At 50.5% G+C, this 17,737-nt stretch carries 13 protein-coding genes; 11 read left to right on the top strand and 2 right to left on the bottom strand.

Annotation, left to right across the window (positions count from 1 at the left end):
* Positions 1-75 precede the first annotated feature (75 nt).
* On the top strand, positions 76-2,712 hold the full coding sequence (locus IPF95_08285; protein ID MBK6474696.1) for a hypothetical protein: 2,637 nt from the start codon (positions 76-78) through the stop codon (positions 2,710-2,712).
* Positions 2,709-3,080, top strand: coding sequence for a group III truncated hemoglobin (locus IPF95_08280; protein MBK6474695.1), 372 nt, complete (start codon positions 2,709-2,711; stop codon positions 3,078-3,080). The genes IPF95_08285 and IPF95_08280 overlap by 4 nt, the downstream gene beginning before the upstream one ends.
* Positions 3,081-3,370: 290 nt before the next feature.
* Here IPF95_08280 and IPF95_08275 read toward each other — a convergent pair whose 3' ends face one another.
* Positions 3,371-4,366 (bottom strand): glucosaminidase domain-containing protein, encoded by a 996-nt coding sequence (locus IPF95_08275; protein MBK6474694.1) that lies wholly within the window; start codon positions 4,364-4,366, stop codon positions 3,371-3,373.
* A 128-nt stretch (positions 4,367-4,494) separates the two neighbouring features.
* On the opposite strand from IPF95_08275, the gene IPF95_08270 reads away from it, so the two are divergent.
* Complete coding sequence (locus IPF95_08270; protein MBK6474693.1) at positions 4,495-4,692, top strand: hypothetical protein; 198 nt, start codon at positions 4,495-4,497, stop codon at positions 4,690-4,692.
* A 55-nt stretch (positions 4,693-4,747) separates the two neighbouring features.
* On the opposite strand, the gene IPF95_08265 is transcribed toward IPF95_08270, so the two are convergent.
* Positions 4,748-6,385 (bottom strand): hypothetical protein, encoded by a 1,638-nt coding sequence (locus IPF95_08265; GenBank protein ID MBK6474692.1) that lies wholly within the window; start codon positions 6,383-6,385, stop codon positions 4,748-4,750.
* A gap of 157 nt (positions 6,386-6,542) precedes the next feature.
* Here IPF95_08265 and IPF95_08260 point away from each other — a divergent pair, with 157 nt between their 5' ends.
* The 8 genes from IPF95_08260 (at position 6,543) to IPF95_08225 (ending at position 17,673) form a co-directional block, all read left to right on the top strand.
* Complete coding sequence (locus tag IPF95_08260) at positions 6,543-8,027, top strand: T9SS type A sorting domain-containing protein (protein ID MBK6474691.1); 1,485 nt, start codon at positions 6,543-6,545, stop codon at positions 8,025-8,027.
* Complete coding sequence (locus tag IPF95_08255) at positions 8,024-9,547, top strand: T9SS type A sorting domain-containing protein (GenBank protein ID MBK6474690.1); 1,524 nt, start codon at positions 8,024-8,026, stop codon at positions 9,545-9,547. Before IPF95_08260 ends, IPF95_08255 begins: the two co-directional genes overlap by 4 nt.
* A gap of 72 nt (positions 9,548-9,619) precedes the next feature.
* Positions 9,620-9,856 carry a hypothetical protein gene (locus IPF95_08250; protein MBK6474689.1) on the top strand — a complete coding sequence of 79 codons (237 nt, stop codon included), beginning with the start codon at positions 9,620-9,622 and terminating at the stop codon, positions 9,854-9,856.
* Positions 9,857-9,933: 77 nt separating this feature from the next.
* On the top strand, positions 9,934-11,961 hold the full coding sequence (locus IPF95_08245; protein MBK6474688.1) for a urocanate hydratase: 2,028 nt from the start codon (positions 9,934-9,936) through the stop codon (positions 11,959-11,961).
* Between the two features lie 80 nt (positions 11,962-12,041).
* Positions 12,042-13,556, top strand: coding sequence for a T9SS type A sorting domain-containing protein (locus IPF95_08240; protein MBK6474687.1), 1,515 nt, complete (start codon positions 12,042-12,044; stop codon positions 13,554-13,556).
* 175 nt (positions 13,557-13,731) lie between these two features.
* Entirely contained in the window at positions 13,732-15,279 is a 1,548-nt protein-coding gene (locus tag IPF95_08235; protein ID MBK6474686.1) for a T9SS type A sorting domain-containing protein, read from the top strand.
* 64 nt (positions 15,280-15,343) lie between these two features.
* Positions 15,344-15,907, top strand: coding sequence for a sigma-70 family RNA polymerase sigma factor (locus IPF95_08230; protein ID MBK6474685.1), 564 nt, complete (start codon positions 15,344-15,346; stop codon positions 15,905-15,907).
* Positions 15,904-17,673 carry a hypothetical protein gene (locus tag IPF95_08225; GenBank protein MBK6474684.1) on the top strand — a complete coding sequence of 590 codons (1,770 nt, stop codon included), beginning with the start codon at positions 15,904-15,906 and terminating at the stop codon, positions 17,671-17,673. The genes IPF95_08230 and IPF95_08225 overlap by 4 nt, the downstream gene beginning before the upstream one ends.
* Positions 17,674-17,737: the final 64 nt, after the last annotated feature.

The following is a 17,737-nucleotide window of genomic DNA, read 5'->3' as shown; positions in this document are numbered from 1 at the left end:
TCCACACGCAATTGTGCGAAAGGACAACGGCATTCAACAGCGTTGGTCGAGCATCACGATACCTTCGCTGCCACCATGCGCCGCATCCTTACCATACTGATATTGATCGGGATCGTTGCCGCTGCCGGTTGGACACTTTATCGCTGGAACGGACCCTTGACCAGTGTAAAGGATCCGTGGAGTGCGATCCCTGCACAGGCCGCTGTGATCGTTGAAGTTCCGAATGCGTTGTCCACATGGGATCAATTCACCCATACCTCACAGCTCTGGAATGCAGTTGAACAGGTTCCGGGCGTGGCGGCCAGCGGAAAATTAGTGGCACAGCTCGTGGCCCAATTGGATACCGATGAAGCCTTTTCGAACAGCTTAAAGAATGTACCTGTTCTGATAGCTATACTGCGCGACGGAGGTGAGCAGATCGGCTCACTGTTCATCCTTGCTCCACAAACACCGGACAAGGGTTCCGTAGCAACCATAGCGCGCATTCTGCATGCGGATGAGAACGCTCTTGTAAGTGGAACACAACTGGAAGTTCGCCCGGATACCGCGTTGCCTGCGCTCTCCGTTCGGTTCACGAATGGGCTGTGGATGATCGCCTCATCTTCCAACGTATTGGATGAATCGGAATTCCAATTGGACAAGAACACATCGATCCTCTCGGATAGTGTGCTAACACGTGCGATCAAAACCTTGGGGGGCGGCACGGACGCTCACGTGCTGGTACATACAGGACGTCTGAAAAGCTTGATGAACACCTGGTGGAAACCGGAGGTCATGGAGCAATTCGACCTACCCGTTGGTTGGGCTGCTTTGGATCTTAATTCAAGGCCTGAAGCGCTTTTGCTTAGTGGACTTTTCGTACCCGAAATAAAGCATCCAGCGCTAGTGGCCTTGCAGAACCAAGGAACGCAAAAGATCACCCTATCACGCGTGCTGCCTTCAGCTGTCAATTGGATGGATGCGATGCAGGTGAAGGACCCGATGCGTTACCTCACCGATCGCTGGGGAAACAATGTGGAGGAGAGCAGCACAACGACCGCGCTGTTCGGCTGGGTGAATGGTACCGTGACCTCGGCCCGCAGCGCAACACAGAAGAACACCGATGAACACTGGGCCGTATTGCAGATGAGTGATCCGGGTCTAGCGCAGCGATCCTTGGTGAGCTTATGCGCAGACTCGTGCGATACACTTGCCTATCGGGGCGTGCAGATCACGCAGCTACCGGTGCAGGACCCCTATTCAAAATTGCTCGGGAGCGAATACACGTTCCAACAACCATGGTGGATGATCCTTGGCAACGCTGTGATCCTTAGTGATGATGTGAATTCATTACGAAAGAGCATTGATGGCTGGAATGATGGCAATACACTGGCTGAAGAACCACGAGCTATCGCGTGGTTACAGCAGATCGGAGCAGAGGCGGGAAGAACGATCTGGTGCGATGTGGCCAGAGCAGCACCACTGTTGAGCAGAGGCTTGCGCAAGGGACCATCGAATACGTTCGCCACGTATGATTCGCTCTGGACGCGATTCGGTGGGCTTAGCATGCAGGTCTCTCCGGGACAGCATGGCATGCAGCACATTGCACTGGGTGTCCAACACGCACCGATGGAAGCTAGCGGCACCCGTGAATTATGGAGCGCAACCGTGGGTCCATTGATCCAACGCAAGCCGACGATCCTCATCAATCACACCAACAACACACGAGAGGTCTTCGTGCAAGGCACGGATAATAAGATCCACCTGGTCGGCAGCACCGGCAAACAGCTTTGGTCGCGCGATGTGGGTGGAGCCATCATGGGCGATGTCCATCAAGTGGATCGCTTCAAGAATGGCAAACTGCAAATGCTCTTCAACACAGCTGAGCGGATCTATCTGATCGACCGAAACGGGAAGGATGTGGGTGGGTTCCCGGTTCCACTTACCAGCAATGCAACGGCACCACTAGCTGTCTTTGATTACGACGACAAGCGCGAGTATCGCATTCTATTGCCGACCGCGAATGGCAAGATCATGAACTTCTCGATGGATGGTGTTCCCGTGAGTGGTTGGGATCCAGCGAAACTGAACAATCCGTCGCGCGAGATGATCCAGCATGTTCGTATCAAGAACAAGGACTATTTGGTGGTGGTTGATGGTGACGGAAAAGTTTTGTTACTGGATCGCCGTGGCGAACAACGCGAGCGCGCTTCCTTAGCGCTGAAGAACGCAACCAACGTATTGAAAATATTGCCAGGGCTGGACATATTAACGACACGTGCGATCTGGAGGGACAGCACCGGTGCATTGTTCGAGAGCCAATTGAACGGCACAACAGAGCAGCTGGCTTCCGGAGGAAATGGCCAACTTTCGCTAGGCAACTTAGCAGACGATGGGCACTTCGATCTGATCAGGGTCGTTGCGGATAGTTTGATCGTTTCGCACACGGGTAAGCCAGTTTTCACCAAGACGTTCGGAGCGCCATTAACGATGGATCCCTTGTGCTTCGCAAAAGGAAGTACAGCATTGATCGGCGTTGTAATTCCATCACTCGATCAGGTCCATCTCATCAACGATCGCGGTCATCCACTAGACGATATGCCATTGCAAGGATCCCTACCGATCACCATTGAAGATCTCAATCGCGATGGTCACAATGAACTCATAACGGCTACAGCGGATGGCGTGCTAATGGTCTACCAGCTTTCACTCAGTAACGACCGAACAAAGTGAGCAAGGAAGACATCAAGACCCGAGCGGAGATCCGCAACCTGGTTGATCGGTTCTACGACAAACTTCTGGTGGACCCTTTGATCAAACACTTCTTCGTCGACCTCGATCTGGAGCATCACCTGCCAAGAGTAGCTATGTTCTGGGAAATGGTCCTGTTGGGCGATGCCGGCTACACCACCAATGTCACGGACGTTCACCTTCGGCTCAACCAACAAAAACCAATGAGCAAGGAACACTTCGACCGTTGGCTGGTACATTTCGAAGCCACAATGAATGAACTGCACGAAGGTCCTAAGGCCGAAGAAGCGATCTCCAGAGCACGGTCCATCGCGATCATCATGCACATTAAAGTAGAAGTGAATAATTAGGAGTCGGCAGCCTACAGTTGGCAGTTGGCAGTCCTAGAGCTTCGCGTTGCTAGACTCTGGTATTTGCGAGGTAACAAACAAGTCTGCAGTTGACATCCTACTTTACTCCTTGATGGTTGGCAGGAGCAATATGCAGTCGCGGTAGTTATTTCTTAGTTAAAATGTAGACTTCGGAAAGCGAAACCAGTCATAGCTAGCAATCAGCAAAAACCCAAAATCCGTGTTGATCCCTTCTTTCTGCGTTATCTGCGTGCCATCCCTTCCACCATCCCCGGTTGCAGTCATACGGATCACCGCTGCTTCTTCAACCAGACTTTTTGCCCTACGGTTAAAGGCGCATCCTCACTCACCGCATTGTACTTGGCCAGGCGTGAGAGCTTAACACCATACTCCTGGCTAATGCCCCACAGCGTTTCGCCCTCCTTCGCCACGTGCACCATAGGTCCTTTTGCTGCATTGCGCTTGGGTTGAATAAAGATCATCTGCCCTTCTTCCAACTGGCTATTCTTATCCATATCGTTCCAGCGCGCCAGCATGCCGTGGGTCATTTCCAGTTCCTGCGCCAGCTTGCGGAAATCCTCGCCATTCTTAGCACGCACGTATTTGATACGCCCTTGGAATTTCTCCACTGATCGGCCCATGGCCAAGGTGACGGTGCCACTTTCCACACGATTACTGCGGCCTGAATTTCGTGAAGATGGCTTCTTCCCTGTTGAGGCCGTCGTGTTCTTTGAAGGCTTGTAGGCCACATCGATACCCTTATCCAAATTATCCAACTGATAGCGTTCGATCAACGCGATCAACTTCGATGGATAGTTCGGATCGGTAGCATACCCAGCCTTTTTCAATCCTTTGGCCCAACCTTGGTAATCCGTCGATCTCAGCTCAAAAAGCGCAGCATACCTTGACCGTTGCAGGAATTTCGCATGGTCCTCATAACTATCGGCGGCATTCTTGTATTTCCGGAAACAATCGTTCTTCTTGTCGTCGTCGTGGTAGGTCTTTCCACCGGTCCAGTCGGGCGTGCACTTGATACCGAAGTGATTATTGCCTTCGCGGGCCAAGAGGCTATTTCCGTTACCACTTTCCAGCAACCCTTGAGCAAGCGTAATGCTCGCCGGAATACCATGCTCCTTCATTTTTGTCACGGCCACCTCCTTCCAGAGGGCGATATATTCCTCAGCGGTATACCGTTGACCACTGGGTTGCGCCTGGGCATACGACAAGCCAGAAAGCGCGCAAACGCACGCCAGCACCAACAATTTCATTGATCTGAAGAAGGACATGGATTCCAATTTGGAACGGTATCTCACGAAACTACTGGACTATGCTACACAGCGTATGCCCCTAGGCATCCCGCTATGAACCGCCGATCGTGAATAGTTAACGTAAAAACCAGCCATCTTAGCGCCCAATGGATAAGTCTCATCTACCCGACCCTAACGACCCGCGCAGTACTCGGCTAAAAGAACAGGGCTACGTGGATGGCGATTTCTACTTCAGCCCGGAAGGCTACGTGGTATTCACGGAACAATACCTACTGCGCCGCGGATATTGTTGCCAGAACGGTTGTCGGCATTGCCCGTATGGGAATTCCCCGGTGGACCGATAAAAAAAGAAGGCTCCGTAGGGCGATCCCACAGAGCCTTCTTGAACAAAAATGGAACCTAGCGTTCCAACAGCACCTTTACAAGGCCGACCTTGCCTTTGTACTCACTGCGGACAAGGTACAGGCCAGCGGAAAGTCCGGTGATCGGGAGCTGAACTTGTTCGCTTCGCACATTGTTCTTCCGCGCCACTTCACGTCCCGTGGCATCCAGTAAGCGCACAGCACCAAGCTGTTCAGAACCACGCACTAGAAGTGTTCCACTTCCATCCACCCACGCATTTATCGTGCTGGTACTTGTGTTGGTTTCGGAGATACCCACCACGCCTTCCGTAGCGAACAGTTCCACTCCAACTTCTTCACTGTTGGCAGCGAAAACGAAATGACCATCGAACGCGATCATGTTGGCATTCGAAGGATTAGGGCCTCCGTTCACTACATTCGGTTGGAAGTTGCTGATCATCACAGTGCCTGCTTCGGTACCATCGCTCCGCCAGTACTGACGGTGCGAATCGCCTTCGATCCCGAAGAAATAGAAGTGTGCACCCACCACACGGAAGCCGTAGAAATTCTGGTTGCTACCGGACCCGTTCGTAATGGGACCAAATGCCTTCACCGTAGTAGCTTGGCCCGTGGCCGGATCGAGCCGCAGAAGCGACGTATTGATACCGCCGGTGGTGGCGAAAGCGTAAAGCACGCCATTCAGTTCCGTCATGTATGGGTAGACCTGGGCTGGCACACTGGCATCCAGAACAGTTTCCGTAGTTGCCACGGTTCCTTTGGTCCGGTACAAGCGCCAAGGGCTTTCCGAGGCCAAGAAATACATCCAACCCTCCGCACTTACGGAGTAGGTCAGGCCGGGGATCTTTACGCTCACGTTACTGGCAGGATGCATCAATTCCGTGGTGGTCCCATCCGATGCAAGAACACCTTCTGGAGTGGTTATGATGAAATGATCATCGTTCTTGGACCATTCCAACGTGATGGCTCCGGTTTCGCCCGGATCATTGACCACGGCGAATTGGGTAGTACCCGCTTCGGTTCCATCACTCACCCATAACTGCATGCCATTGCTCTCATCCTGACCAAGGAAATAGGCCCTCCCCTGAAAATCGAATCCTTGGAAAAGCGGAAAGGGATCACCCAAGCTAGTGGAAGCTCCGGGCATGATGTCCTTCACCATATGGGTGCCGGTCAACGTACCGTCGGTCACCCAAGGTTCGTGACCATTCGCTTCGCTATGTCCGGGGAAGAGCAGCTTGCCGCCGGGAAGTGGGATCGCGGCAAAGTAGAACACGATAGCGCCGGGAAAAGTGCCGAGCATCTCCACCGTACCGTTGCGCACTACATAGAGCGAATAGTCGAACACATTGGGAGTGAAAAAGTAAATGTTCTCACCGCTAGTGATGATGCCGCCGTTGGTGGTGGTATAGCCCGCGGGCCCACCTACATGAGCCAGTTCTTCCATGTTTCCGGAAAGGTCGTCCAAGGCGAAAAGCTTCCCCAGTCCATCGCCTTCATTTGCAAAGAGCAACAAGCGATCGTTGTGAATGCGGAAACTGTTGGGCAGGCCGCTATTGAGGATGGTGGGGCCAATGCCACCGGGATAAAAATCACGGACGAGTGTAGGCGTTTGGGCGGTTGCGATCGATGTCTGAAGCAACAAGGCTATCGTGCCAAGGGAGGTAATTAGTTTCATGTTAGCTTGTTTTTGAGTGCTCGCAAGATCTTTCATCCACACCATTGAAAAGTGGTTCTTCACCAAAGTGATACACGATCATTTGTGGAAAATGCGGCAGTTTGTAAGGGCCGTGCAGCGTTTTGTTCGTTCAGTATATCTTGTACTTTAAAGAACAATGCGTTACAACATCCTCATACTCTTCTTGTCGATCGGTGTTCTGGCATCCGCCCAGAATTGGGCACTCATCAATCCCACTTACAAATACAACTATAGCAACGATGGCACGGACACCATCAGCAACCAGATCTTCGTAACGCACGTTGATACGTTGGGGGTTGATAGTTTCAGGTATGAGTTGAATAAGATCGCTAGAGTGTGTGATACTTGTAGCTCAATTGCTCAGATCCTTCTTCTCAACCAGCCGCAATTCATGGAACGCAGGGTGAATGTCGGGCCAACCATTTGGCACTTCCATGATCCGGGTTCCTTGGTTATTCTTCCTCAAGCTGGGATTGGAGAAACATGGGTCTTTGACACGCTGGCGGCGATCACAGCTACAGTAACTTCAGTGGATGTTGCACAAGTCTTTGGGAATGACGAGCAACTCAAATTGATCAGTTTATCAACGGGTGACTCGATCGTGATCAGCGAAACGTACGGATTGCTTAGTTGGAATGGCCGCGACCTCATTGGTGTGAATGGTCCGGATCTGGGGAGCTTAACACCTTCCTTGGAAGAGGTGTATCCTTACCAGGCTGGAGATATTATTGAGTATTCAACATTCGCTAATGAATTTGACGGGACTTGGTACTACAACGGATACGGCAGTAACTACAAGTTCACTTTTGGAGACGGTTTGCCGGGAACGGGTTCGATCACATTCACTGGCATGCGGATCACAAATACATGGGCTTGGACTACCCATTCGTTCGAGGGGGTGGAAATAGGAGCAAATAATTTTCAGGTTTCGTATGACAATACATGGATCGCGGGACCTCAAGAACTACCATGGGCACTGTTGGCAACATCGTATCCCGGTCAATTGGTGCGCTCTCAGCGAGACTTGACTTATGGAGTTGATACTATAGCCTGCATAGCTGAACATAAAATAGATTCATTAGGACGTTACACTTTCGGCTGCCGGTTCATTCCTTACGAATTAGGAGGTAGCTCGCCCTTTGGAGGGAACTTGATCAACTTTGATCCAGCTTTGCTGGAGTCCGCCGACCCCGTGCCATTCATTATTGAAAGTTCAGGAGGTGATCTCGGGCCGGTGCAGTATGCCGCTGGTGTCGGATTGGAATGGCTCGATGCTGGTTATTTCGAACGGTACGAGAATTACATATTGACCGGTGCAGTTATTAACGGCGACACGATCGGCACGGTCCACTCCGATGAATACCTCATTGGTCTATCTGTAGAGGAACATGGTGTTACATCCTCTGTTATTATCGGTCCGAATCCTGCCTCATACTTTATCCAGCTTTCATCCGCCACCCCTAACTCCATCTATTCCATCTTCGACCTCAATGGCCGGGTCCTTGCTACCCAAAAGATCAGGTCCACCAACGAACGCATCAATGTGGAGCAACTGCAACCAGGCGCCTACACGTTGAAAGTTGATGGCTCACTCCCCCAACGATTCATGATCATACGATGAAACTCATCAGGACACTTGCTACACTTTGTCTCTTGTTCATGATCAGCAATGGTCTAGTTGCGCAGAACTGGGCACTCATCAACCCGGCCTATAAATACAACTACAGCAATGATGGCACGGACACCATCAGCAACCAGGTCTTCGTAACGCATTTGGATACGTTGGGGGTTGATAGTTTCAGGTATGAGCTGAATAAGATCGCCGTGCAGTGTGATACATGCAGTGGTGGAAACTGGGGCGTTCTTATGCTCTTGGATGAACCGCAGTTCATGGGTGGGCATGTAACAGTTTCTCAAAGCGCTTGGCATTTCTCTAATGGACTATCCTACTTAATACTGCCGGAGGCGTTGGAGGGATCAACTTGGTTGTTGGATACCGCAAATGGCATTTGGGCCGAAATGGGCCCAACAGAAATTGGTACGATCCTCGACCCGGTAGAACCGCGACGGTCGATATTGCTTTCCGATGGCGACAGTATCGTCATCGGAATAGATCACGGTATTGTTCATTGGCCAGCGAACTACGACCTGCTTGGGATCAACGGACCGAGCTTAGGATCTACGATCCCTGGTATGGCAGATCTATTCCCTTACGCAATTGGCGATGTTTTGGAATACCATTACGGCGTTGGACGTTGCGATAGCGGCTTTGGCTGCTGTGGCGAAACTCATAAATACAAGTTCACAGTTGGGTCCGAAGGTGATCAGCAAGATAGTTCGATCGTATTTGAAGGGTCGACAGTGAGCTGGACCCAATTCCATTATCAAAATGGAGTTCAAAATCCCACGACCTATATAACTAGCCATGGCATTGGTACGAGCCCATGGACAGCTGGTATCCCAACATTCCCTTGGCCAGAACTGATGTTCTCTTATCCTGGACAGCTCATTCAAACCTCACGCTTAGTTCCGCACGAAGAAACTGGACCGTTTGCATGTTTCGATGTTCCATTGCCAATGGTCTGTATTGCGGAACATGGAATTAATGAAAATGGACAGTACATCATAGGATGTCGAAATTTGGGAGAAGGCTTCTTCGTCCATGGATATTCACCTCAACTGCTTCCGAACGGATATACCGAATTTTCCGGACCTGTTGATTATTTTCCCGGTACCACGGAGCCCGGTTGGGGGGTTCGATATGCGGCAGGTATTGGGTTTGAATGGTTCCGTGGAAGTTATTTCGAACAGTGGGAAGAGTACCAGTTGATCGGTGCCGTGTTAGGAGGAGACACGATCGGAACGCTCACTCCGGACGGCATTCTATTGTCGATCAACGAGAATCAAAAATCAGCAGTTGCGCCATATCCGAATCCGGCGAATGACCAGTTGACCATTGACGGTATTTCCCAAGGAACAGACAACTTGATAATTCTAGATGCTATTGGCCACACCTGTAGATCCATTCCTGTAAGTACTCAAGATCGGGTAACCGTCAATGTCTCGGACCTCTCGCCAGGACTTTACTTTTTGCAAGTTGGATCGAGTTCAGTTCCCCAACGTTTCATCGTCGCACGTTGAACTCAACTTCTTGCAAAAGGCGCCACTTCCTCACTTGGCCCTAGCATCGTAGCTTTGTATCCTGTCCTGATCATGACAAAAAAAGCCATTATAGAACGCACAGTTGCGGCATTGGATAAACTACCTCAGCAAAAAGTGGAGGAGATATTCAATTTTGTTGAGTACGTTCTGAGTCAGGTCGATGAGAACCTATTATCGGAAGGGGTCCAAAAAATTGCAGCTGAAGGAAGTTCTTTTGACTTTCTCCGGACGGAAGAAGATCTCTATTCCCTGAAAGATCTTAAGGAGGTTTACAATGGCAAAGGGTGATATCGTTCTGATCGCCTTTCCGTTCACTAACAAATCATTCCTTTAAAAAACTATTGCGTTATTAATCACTTAAGCGAATGCCTGCAATTTCCAGTGACACTGCTCTACTCCAAACCTCCATCCAAGAAGGAATCTCCACAACCCTTCCACCTGCACAACCAATCGATAATTCCGTGAGCCACGCCCCGGTGCGCAAGGACATTCTCAACGCGGAAGAAAAGAAGCTCGCTTTGCGCAATGCTTTACGCTACTTCCCTGCAGCACATCACGCCACACTTGCTCCGGAATTCGCGAAAGAATTGAAGGAATACGGTAGGATCTATATGCATCGGTTCCGTCCGGCGCATGAAATGAAAGCTTATCCGATCGACCAGTATCCGGCCAAGTGCAAACAAGCTGCGGCCATCATGCTGATGATCCAGAACAACTTGGATCCGGCCGTTGCGCAACATCCGCATGAGTTGATCACCTACGGCGGTAACGGGGCAGTATTTCAGAACTGGGCGCAGTACAGGCTCACGATGAAATACCTCAGCGAAATGGCCGATGACCAAACGCTGGTCATGTACAGCGGGCATCCGTTAGGTCTGTTCCCAAGCCATACCGATGCACCGCGTGTAGTGGTCACCAACGGCATGGTGATCCCCAATTACAGCCAACCCGATGATTGGGAACGCATGAACGCATTGGGTGTATCGCAATACGGCCAAATGACCGCTGGTAGCTACATGTACATCGGCCCACAGGGCATTGTGCATGGCACCACCATCACGGTACTTAATGCGTGCCGAATGCTCAAAGGCGATGACAAGACCACCAAAGGCAAACTCTTCGTAACTGCTGGCCTAGGCGGTATGAGCGGAGCGCAACCCAAAGCGGGCAACATCGCCGGCGTAGTTACCATCTGTGCAGAAGTGAATGCCACCGCAGCGCACAAACGGCAAAGCCAAGGTTGGGTGGATGAAGTGATCGAAAATGTGGATGCTTGCATCGATGCAGCACAGGCTTGGCAGAAAAAAGGCGAAGCGCATAGCATTGCATTCCTTGGTAATGTTGTTGACCTCTGGGAGCGCTTGGCAGAACGCAAGGTCAAGGTGGATCTAGGTAGCGACCAGACCAGTTTGCACAATCCGTGGGCCGGTGGATATTACCCCGCAGGTCTGAGTTATGAGGAAAGCAATGTGCTTATGGCGAAAGACCCAGCAACCTTCAGAACAAAGGTGCAAGAAACCTTACGCCGCCATGTTGATGCCGTGAATACACTCACCGAAGCGGGGATGTATTTCTTCGACTACGGCAATGCATTCTTGCTGGAAAGCAAACGTGCCGGAGCATCCATCGGCGGTTTAAATGGGGAAGAGTTCCGTTACCCGAGTTATGTGGAAGATATCATGGGGCCAATGTGTTTCGATCACGGATTTGGCCCATTCCGTTGGGTGTGTTCAAGTGGAGATGCGAAAGATCTGGCCATCAGTGACCGCATAGCTGGTGATGTATTGGAGGCCATGTTGAAGGAAGCGCCAACAGAAATAAAACAGCAGATCGCCGACAACCTGCATTGGATCCGCAACGCGCAACAGAACAAATTGGTAGTTGGTAGTCAAGCACGCATCCTGTATGCCGATAGCGAAGGCCGGATCCGCATTGCTGAAGCGTTCAACAACGCGATCAAGAGCGGCGAGATCAGCGCACCGATCGTTCTGGGCCGCGATCACCATGACGTAAGTGGCACCGACAGTCCGTATCGAGAGACCAGCAATATCCGAGATGGCTCACGCTTCACCGCAGATATGGCCGTCCAGAATTTCGTAGGCGATGCCTTCAGAGGAGCAACGTGGATCAGCTTGCACAATGGTGGCGGCGTGGGCTGGGGCGAGGTGATCAATGGTGGATTTGGAATGGTACTCGATGGCAGTGCCGATAGCGACCGAAGACTAAAAAGCATGTTGCTGTGGGATGTGAACAACGGCATCGCGCGCAGAGCATGGGCTCGCAACCCACATGCGGTCTGGAGCATTGAACAAGAGATGAAGCGGACCCCTGGCTTGAAAGTGACGTTGCCGAACGAGGCAGATGATGGGTTGATCGAGGACTTGATGAACTAAATTTGTGTCACCACCCAACCTTCAATGAAAACGTAACGTGTATAGAGACATAACCTTCGATCTCAACTAAACTACACAACATGAAAAACACATTCCGCTCACTCACCTTCGGAATAGCGACGATGCTTTGCATCGCTGCATTCGCTCAACCCTTACCTCCCTACCCGGTGATCCTTAGCGGGCACGTAAATGGTTGCTCACCAGCGAACAGCGTAGTGACTATTACCACCGTTCAGAACACACAACCGGCGATCACTATGACCGTGCAGCTTGATGCGAATTGTAACTACTTCGAAGTGTACTACATGGACTCGCCGTTGGGTTGGTTCGAAGTAAGTATTCCTTGCCAAGGTGCGATACAGAGCGGAAGCGGCTCGTACACCGTGAATTCCTTCGACACGATGATGGTCGTGATCGATCTGAATTGTGGTGGATCCACTGTCGATTGCCTTGGCGTACTGAACGGTTCCGCACTACCTGGAACAGTATGTACCACAGCATTCGGCTCCCAAGGAACGTGGAGTTCAGCTTGCAGCTGTGTCGCGAACACAGCAAGTTGCCAAGCTTGTTTCACGGTTGAACAAACCGGCACGCCGGTAAACGGTACTGTTCCATTCAGCGCGAGTTTCAGTAATTGTTCCATAGGTGGCGTTGCTCCATTCACCTATGCATGGACATTTGACGGTGGCGTCACGTTCGTTAATGATGCGAACCCGGTTATAGTGTTCACTGCGGGTACGTATTTGGCCTGCCTTACAGTTGCGGATGCGAACGGTTGCGTGAATACGAGCTGCGATAGCTTGGTAGTTGATTCCGATGGCACCATCAACCCAACGAATACCAATGTGGATTGCCTAGGCATACCGAATGGTCCGAATACCCCCGGTTCTGCGTGTTCGCTCACGTTCAACGAAATTGGCACATGGGACAACAATTGTATTTGCCAACCGGATTCAAGCGCAGTATGCGAAGCTGGGTTCTGGGTTTTACAAGCTTATACCATAGATAGTTTGAATCCCAATGGTTCCGGCACACCGATACCGAATGAAGTGTGGGTCTGGAATCTTAGTTCAGGCACCGGAAACATTTCCTATTCATGGGATTTCGGTGATGGAACGACATCATCGGATGCATTCCCAACACATATCTATGCAGATGGAGGCCCTTACCTGTTGTGTTTGACCATGACGGACGCTTCAAATTGCACGTCGACTTTCTGTGATACCCTATCCGTGGATAGTGATGGCTTACTGAGCGGTATGATCGGTCACAACGAAGACCGTGCTGCATTCACCGTGAATGTGTTGCAAGAACTCCCGACTACTATCAACGAACAAGAGCGTATAGAAGAGATCGCGTTATGGCCGAACCCGGTAGCAGATGCTATTACCTTGTCATTGCTTAGCACAACCAGTGGTCGATTGGATGTTAGCATTCTGGACCTCAACGGACGGTTGATCAATACCTTCAGTAACATCGTAAGCACCGGTAAGAACAGCATATCCGTTCCAGTGGAGCAATTGGAAAGCGGCATGTACGTGGTGCGCATCAGCGATGGTAGGACCACGGTAAGTCGTCGTTTCGTGAAGCAATAGGCTTAGTGAACACCTATTAGAAAAGGCCGTCCTATCTTGGTAGGGCGGTCTTTCTGTTTTAGCCATCCACTAAAAATGAAAGTCGGGCTAAAACTATTTTCAATCCCTACCCAACCTATTGCCTCGATGCTCCGTGTATAGAGTTGAAATCCGAACTTCCATTAAACTTTACAACATGAAGATCTCGATCCGCTCCCTAACCTTCGGCCTTGCTGCAACGTTGGCTAGTGCCGTCATGGCCCAAATGCCCTATACTGTAACACTGAATGGCATAGTCCCTGGCTGTTACGCTGGGCAGACCGTGAACTTACAGACCCTACAGAACACAGTGCCCGCGTATAACATAGACATTCCCGTGGAACCCAATTCATGCACATGGTCCGTTACGCTAGGGTTGACCAGCAATTTTATCTGGTACAGATTAAGCACCCCGTGTAATGGAGCCTTGGTCACTGTCGAGCAATCTTTATACTTCAACGGGCAGGACTCACTCTCTCGATTTGAGCTACTCTCCTGCTCTGGTGTTGCGGATTGCAACGGTGTTTTTGGCGGCTCTATGGGCCCTGGAACTTTATGTGGAGATGTAGGCAGTTATGGTCTTTGGAGTACTTCATGCATCTGTGTCACCGATAGTCTTAACCCGATAGACTGCATGGACGTAGCCGGTGGATTGGCGCAACCTGGAACGGATTGTACTACAGCACTTGGGCTACCCGGAACGTGGAGCGTAAACTGCACCTGCGAACCTCTTTCATCCATCTGCCAAGCTTGTTTTACGTCTACGCAGGCCAGCAACAACCCAAATGGCACTGACCCCATTCCCTTCACGGCAAATTTCAATAACTGTTCCCTTAGTAGCCTATATCCTCCATATGCGTATTCATGGTCTTTCGATGGTGGCCTTAACTACACCAGCTCAGAAGTCTCACCACAACACACGTTTAGCGTCGGCACCACGTTGGTATGCCTTCAATTCAGCAACTCAGATGGTTGCACATCGACGATATGCGACAGCGTTGTATTCGATGCCGCAGGCACACTTTTCCCGACTAGCGTCAACGAATGCAATGCAGGTTATTGGGCGATACAGGCTTACCAGAACGTGGATAGCACAGGTAGCAACCCCGGTGGAGTAGAACCTATCCCGAATGAAGTGTGGATCTGGAATACGAGCACAGGATCAGGTAACTATCAGTTCCTCTGGAATTTCGGAGACGGCACAACATCAACTGAAGCGTTCCCTACCCACGTGTATGCCAACGGTGGCCCATACGTGCTGTGCTTGACCATGTCTGATGATGCCAATTGTACTAGCACATTCTGCGATAGCCTATCGATCGACTCCGATGGTTTACTTGAAGGAATGATCATTGATGGCAACCAACATGGAAATACGAACGCCAGCGATCGTGCAGGTTTCACGCTGAACGTAATAAGTGAACTGCCGACCGCGATCACTGAACGAGAAACCCTGAATGATGTAGCATTGTGGCCGAACCCGGTTTCGGAAGCGATCACACTTACATTGATGAGCAGCCATAACAGCAAGTTGGAGCTAAGTATCCTGGACCTGAACGGACGGTTGGTCAGCGTAACCAATAACACCATTAACTCCGGGAACAACCGCTTAACGCTTCGAGTAAGTGAGCTGGAAGGTGGCATGTATATCCTACGGATCAATGATGGTTCAACAACCGTAAGTCGTCGCTTCGTAAAGCAATAACAATGATGGTTGTTTCCAAAGGGTCATTGCTGAAAGGTGATGGCCCTTCGGTACATCCTTGATCATGGTAAGTGAAGCCCTCATAGCCCGCTGCATCCGGGAAGAACCCAAGGCGCAGTATGAACTGTACCGGGTACTTCATGGGCTGATGATGTCCGTATGTAAACGATACGAACGCAATGAACAAGATGCAGTAGCATGCATGAATCAAGGTTATTTGAAAGTACTGAAGAATCTAAAAAAGCGCCGTCCTGAAGTACCCTTCGAACTCTGGGTTCGGCGGATCATGATCAACACCATGATCGATGCTTTCAGAATGAACAAAGAGCGAAAAGCACACGAAAAAATGGAGACGCCCATCGAAGAAAGTCGGTCTTCCGATGTGAACGAGTACCTGAAGCAAATGGAATCGGAAGCCTTTGCACAGTTACTTGACCGCGTCCCGGACATGTCGCGCAAGGTCTTTAACTTATTCGTGATGGATGGCTTTTCGCACAGCGAGATCGCGGAACTTTTGGGCATCAGCGCAGGCACTTCAAAATGGCATGTAAGCCATGCACGTCAAGTATTGCAGCAAGCTATTTCCCAACTCGCCGGCCGCAGCACTGTTAATACCGCTACCCTATGAGTACAGAGAACGAATTCGACGAATTGGCAAGGCAGAAGTTGGAAGGGCGCAGCATCCCTTTCGATGAGAACCACTGGGTGGAAATGCAAGCCGTACTGAATGCGCAGAAAAAACGCAAGAAACGGTTTGGTTTCTGGTTCGGTGGCGGAGCTGCGTTGTTGTTATTGATCGGTGGTGCTTGGTATTTGAATGGAACGTACAAGACGGATGATGATATACGGAATGAAGTGACTGAGTTGATAACGAAGAACGCGACCAATGCGAAGATCGAACCTTCGAATACTGCAGTAGACGGAGAGAACAATGGCAATTCAAGAACTGAAGGGAATAACCGCATCAGATCAGAAAATGTGGGTAGTGTTGATTCGACCTCAGCATCTGCAACGATTACGAATATTGAGTTGAATGACCGGCATGAAACCGCACCATCCAAGCAGGTGAACGTACCAACATTAAAAAGCGAACGCAGTACTGAAGTAAAGGCTAGATCACATCGTACTACAGGATCATTGGAGAGTAAGCCAAACTCAAACAACATACCTCGCGCTTCGATCGATCCTTCCATTGAAGAAGGAAACGGTCAAGTACGTCCAGATCCAAAAGTTGCAACGATCAAAGAACCAACGTTCAAGAAAACCAATGACCCAGTGGATAGCGCAGATATGAACCCTACAGACAAAAGAGTTAATGGTGATCCCGAAATTGATCACACTGGAACGGGTTCAGAGGTTCCACGTGCTGGGAACACCATTCGACCAGACCCTCAGATTCCGAATCCTGGATCTGCTGTTGGGTCGGACACTGTGACCAACATGAAAGAGCCCAACATTAATAATGAAAAAGGGTTCACGGCCAATACTGAAAATGGCGTTCCACCTGCTTTTGCCGATAGCACGTTGACGGAAAGAACAGAACTGCAGGTGGACAGCCCGGCAGTCGAACAAGCAGCAAACGATACATCACCAAAAACGCCTATGCCCACAGTTCAATTGATCACGCCAGCATCACCATGGGAGGTCAGTGCACTTGGAGGCATAATGCGCACCATCACACGATACACAGGCGCGAATAGTGATACCTGGAACAGCGGAGTACAACAACAATGGTCCATGAATGCGGGTATTGAAGTCATGCACATGGGCAGCCATATCGGTTTGGGTGCCGGTCTACATTACGGTACTTATAGCGAACGGATCAATGCTAATGCGGTCGACAACACGACATTCAACGTCACCAATTTCTGGTACTTGGTGCCTGTGGATACGACCATACTTACCATCACCGGAACCACAACGGTGGGCACGAACGAATACTTCACAGGCATTTCCATTGATACTACGATCAATGTGATAACGCGCGGCTCGGATTCAACGGCCGTGACAGAGCACATGCGGGACGCACGAGAGATCGCGAACAAGGTCAGTTACCTTGAAATACCCTTGCTGTTGGATGGTCATTTGTTGCAAGGCCGTTGGAGCCTCGGCCTACGCGGTGGACCAACGATCGGTTTGCTCACAGGGCGTCGAGGGTCATTACCGAACGGAACAGGAAATGGGTATACTGACTTTGCCGACCAGGCCTTCCGAGAAGTGGTATTCGGATGGACCGCGCGGGCATACGTTCGTTATCGGTTCAACGCCGCTTGGTCCATTGGTGTTGAGCCTATGGTGCGTGGCCAGTTCAACAATACACTTGGTAATGGCGATCTCATGCGCAGATCAACGGCCTATGGCGTTCTGTTGAGCCTAAGCTATCGGTTGCGTTGAGCTACTTGCGAATTTTCTGGGTTTCCTGTTAGCTAGAGCTACTTCAATGGAAAGCTCAGAAGTA

The sequence above is a fragment of the Flavobacteriales bacterium genome (assembly GCA_016704485.1).
Classification (GTDB): domain Bacteria; phylum Bacteroidota; class Bacteroidia; order Flavobacteriales_F; family PHOS-HE28; genus PHOS-HE28.
Note: the sequence above shows the minus strand (reverse complement) of the source record. Positions and strands in the feature narration are given on the sequence as shown.

Excerpts from the sequence above, each read along its gene's own strand:
- IPF95_08235 (MBK6474686.1), top strand. The coding sequence starts at position 13,732 with ATGAAGATCTCGATCCGCTCCCTAACCTTCGGCCTTGCTGCAACGTTG.
- IPF95_08275 (MBK6474694.1), bottom strand. The coding sequence starts at position 4,366 with ATGTCCTTCTTCAGATCAATGAAATTGTTGGTGCTGGCGTGCGTTTGC.
- IPF95_08260 (MBK6474691.1), top strand. The coding sequence starts at position 6,543 with ATGCGTTACAACATCCTCATACTCTTCTTGTCGATCGGTGTTCTGGCA.
- IPF95_08265 (MBK6474692.1), bottom strand. The coding sequence starts at position 6,385 with ATGAAACTAATTACCTCCCTTGGCACGATAGCCTTGTTGCTTCAGACA.
- IPF95_08230 (MBK6474685.1), top strand. The coding sequence starts at position 15,344 with ATGGTAAGTGAAGCCCTCATAGCCCGCTGCATCCGGGAAGAACCCAAG.
- IPF95_08240 (MBK6474687.1), top strand. The coding sequence starts at position 12,042 with ATGAAAAACACATTCCGCTCACTCACCTTCGGAATAGCGACGATGCTT.
- IPF95_08285 (MBK6474696.1), top strand. The coding sequence starts at position 76 with ATGCGCCGCATCCTTACCATACTGATATTGATCGGGATCGTTGCCGCT.
- IPF95_08270 (MBK6474693.1), top strand. The coding sequence starts at position 4,495 with ATGGATAAGTCTCATCTACCCGACCCTAACGACCCGCGCAGTACTCGG.
- IPF95_08245 (MBK6474688.1), top strand. The coding sequence starts at position 9,934 with ATGCCTGCAATTTCCAGTGACACTGCTCTACTCCAAACCTCCATCCAA.
- IPF95_08250 (MBK6474689.1), top strand. The coding sequence starts at position 9,620 with ATGACAAAAAAAGCCATTATAGAACGCACAGTTGCGGCATTGGATAAA.
- IPF95_08225 (MBK6474684.1), top strand. The coding sequence starts at position 15,904 with ATGAGTACAGAGAACGAATTCGACGAATTGGCAAGGCAGAAGTTGGAA.
- IPF95_08255 (MBK6474690.1), top strand. The coding sequence starts at position 8,024 with ATGAAACTCATCAGGACACTTGCTACACTTTGTCTCTTGTTCATGATC.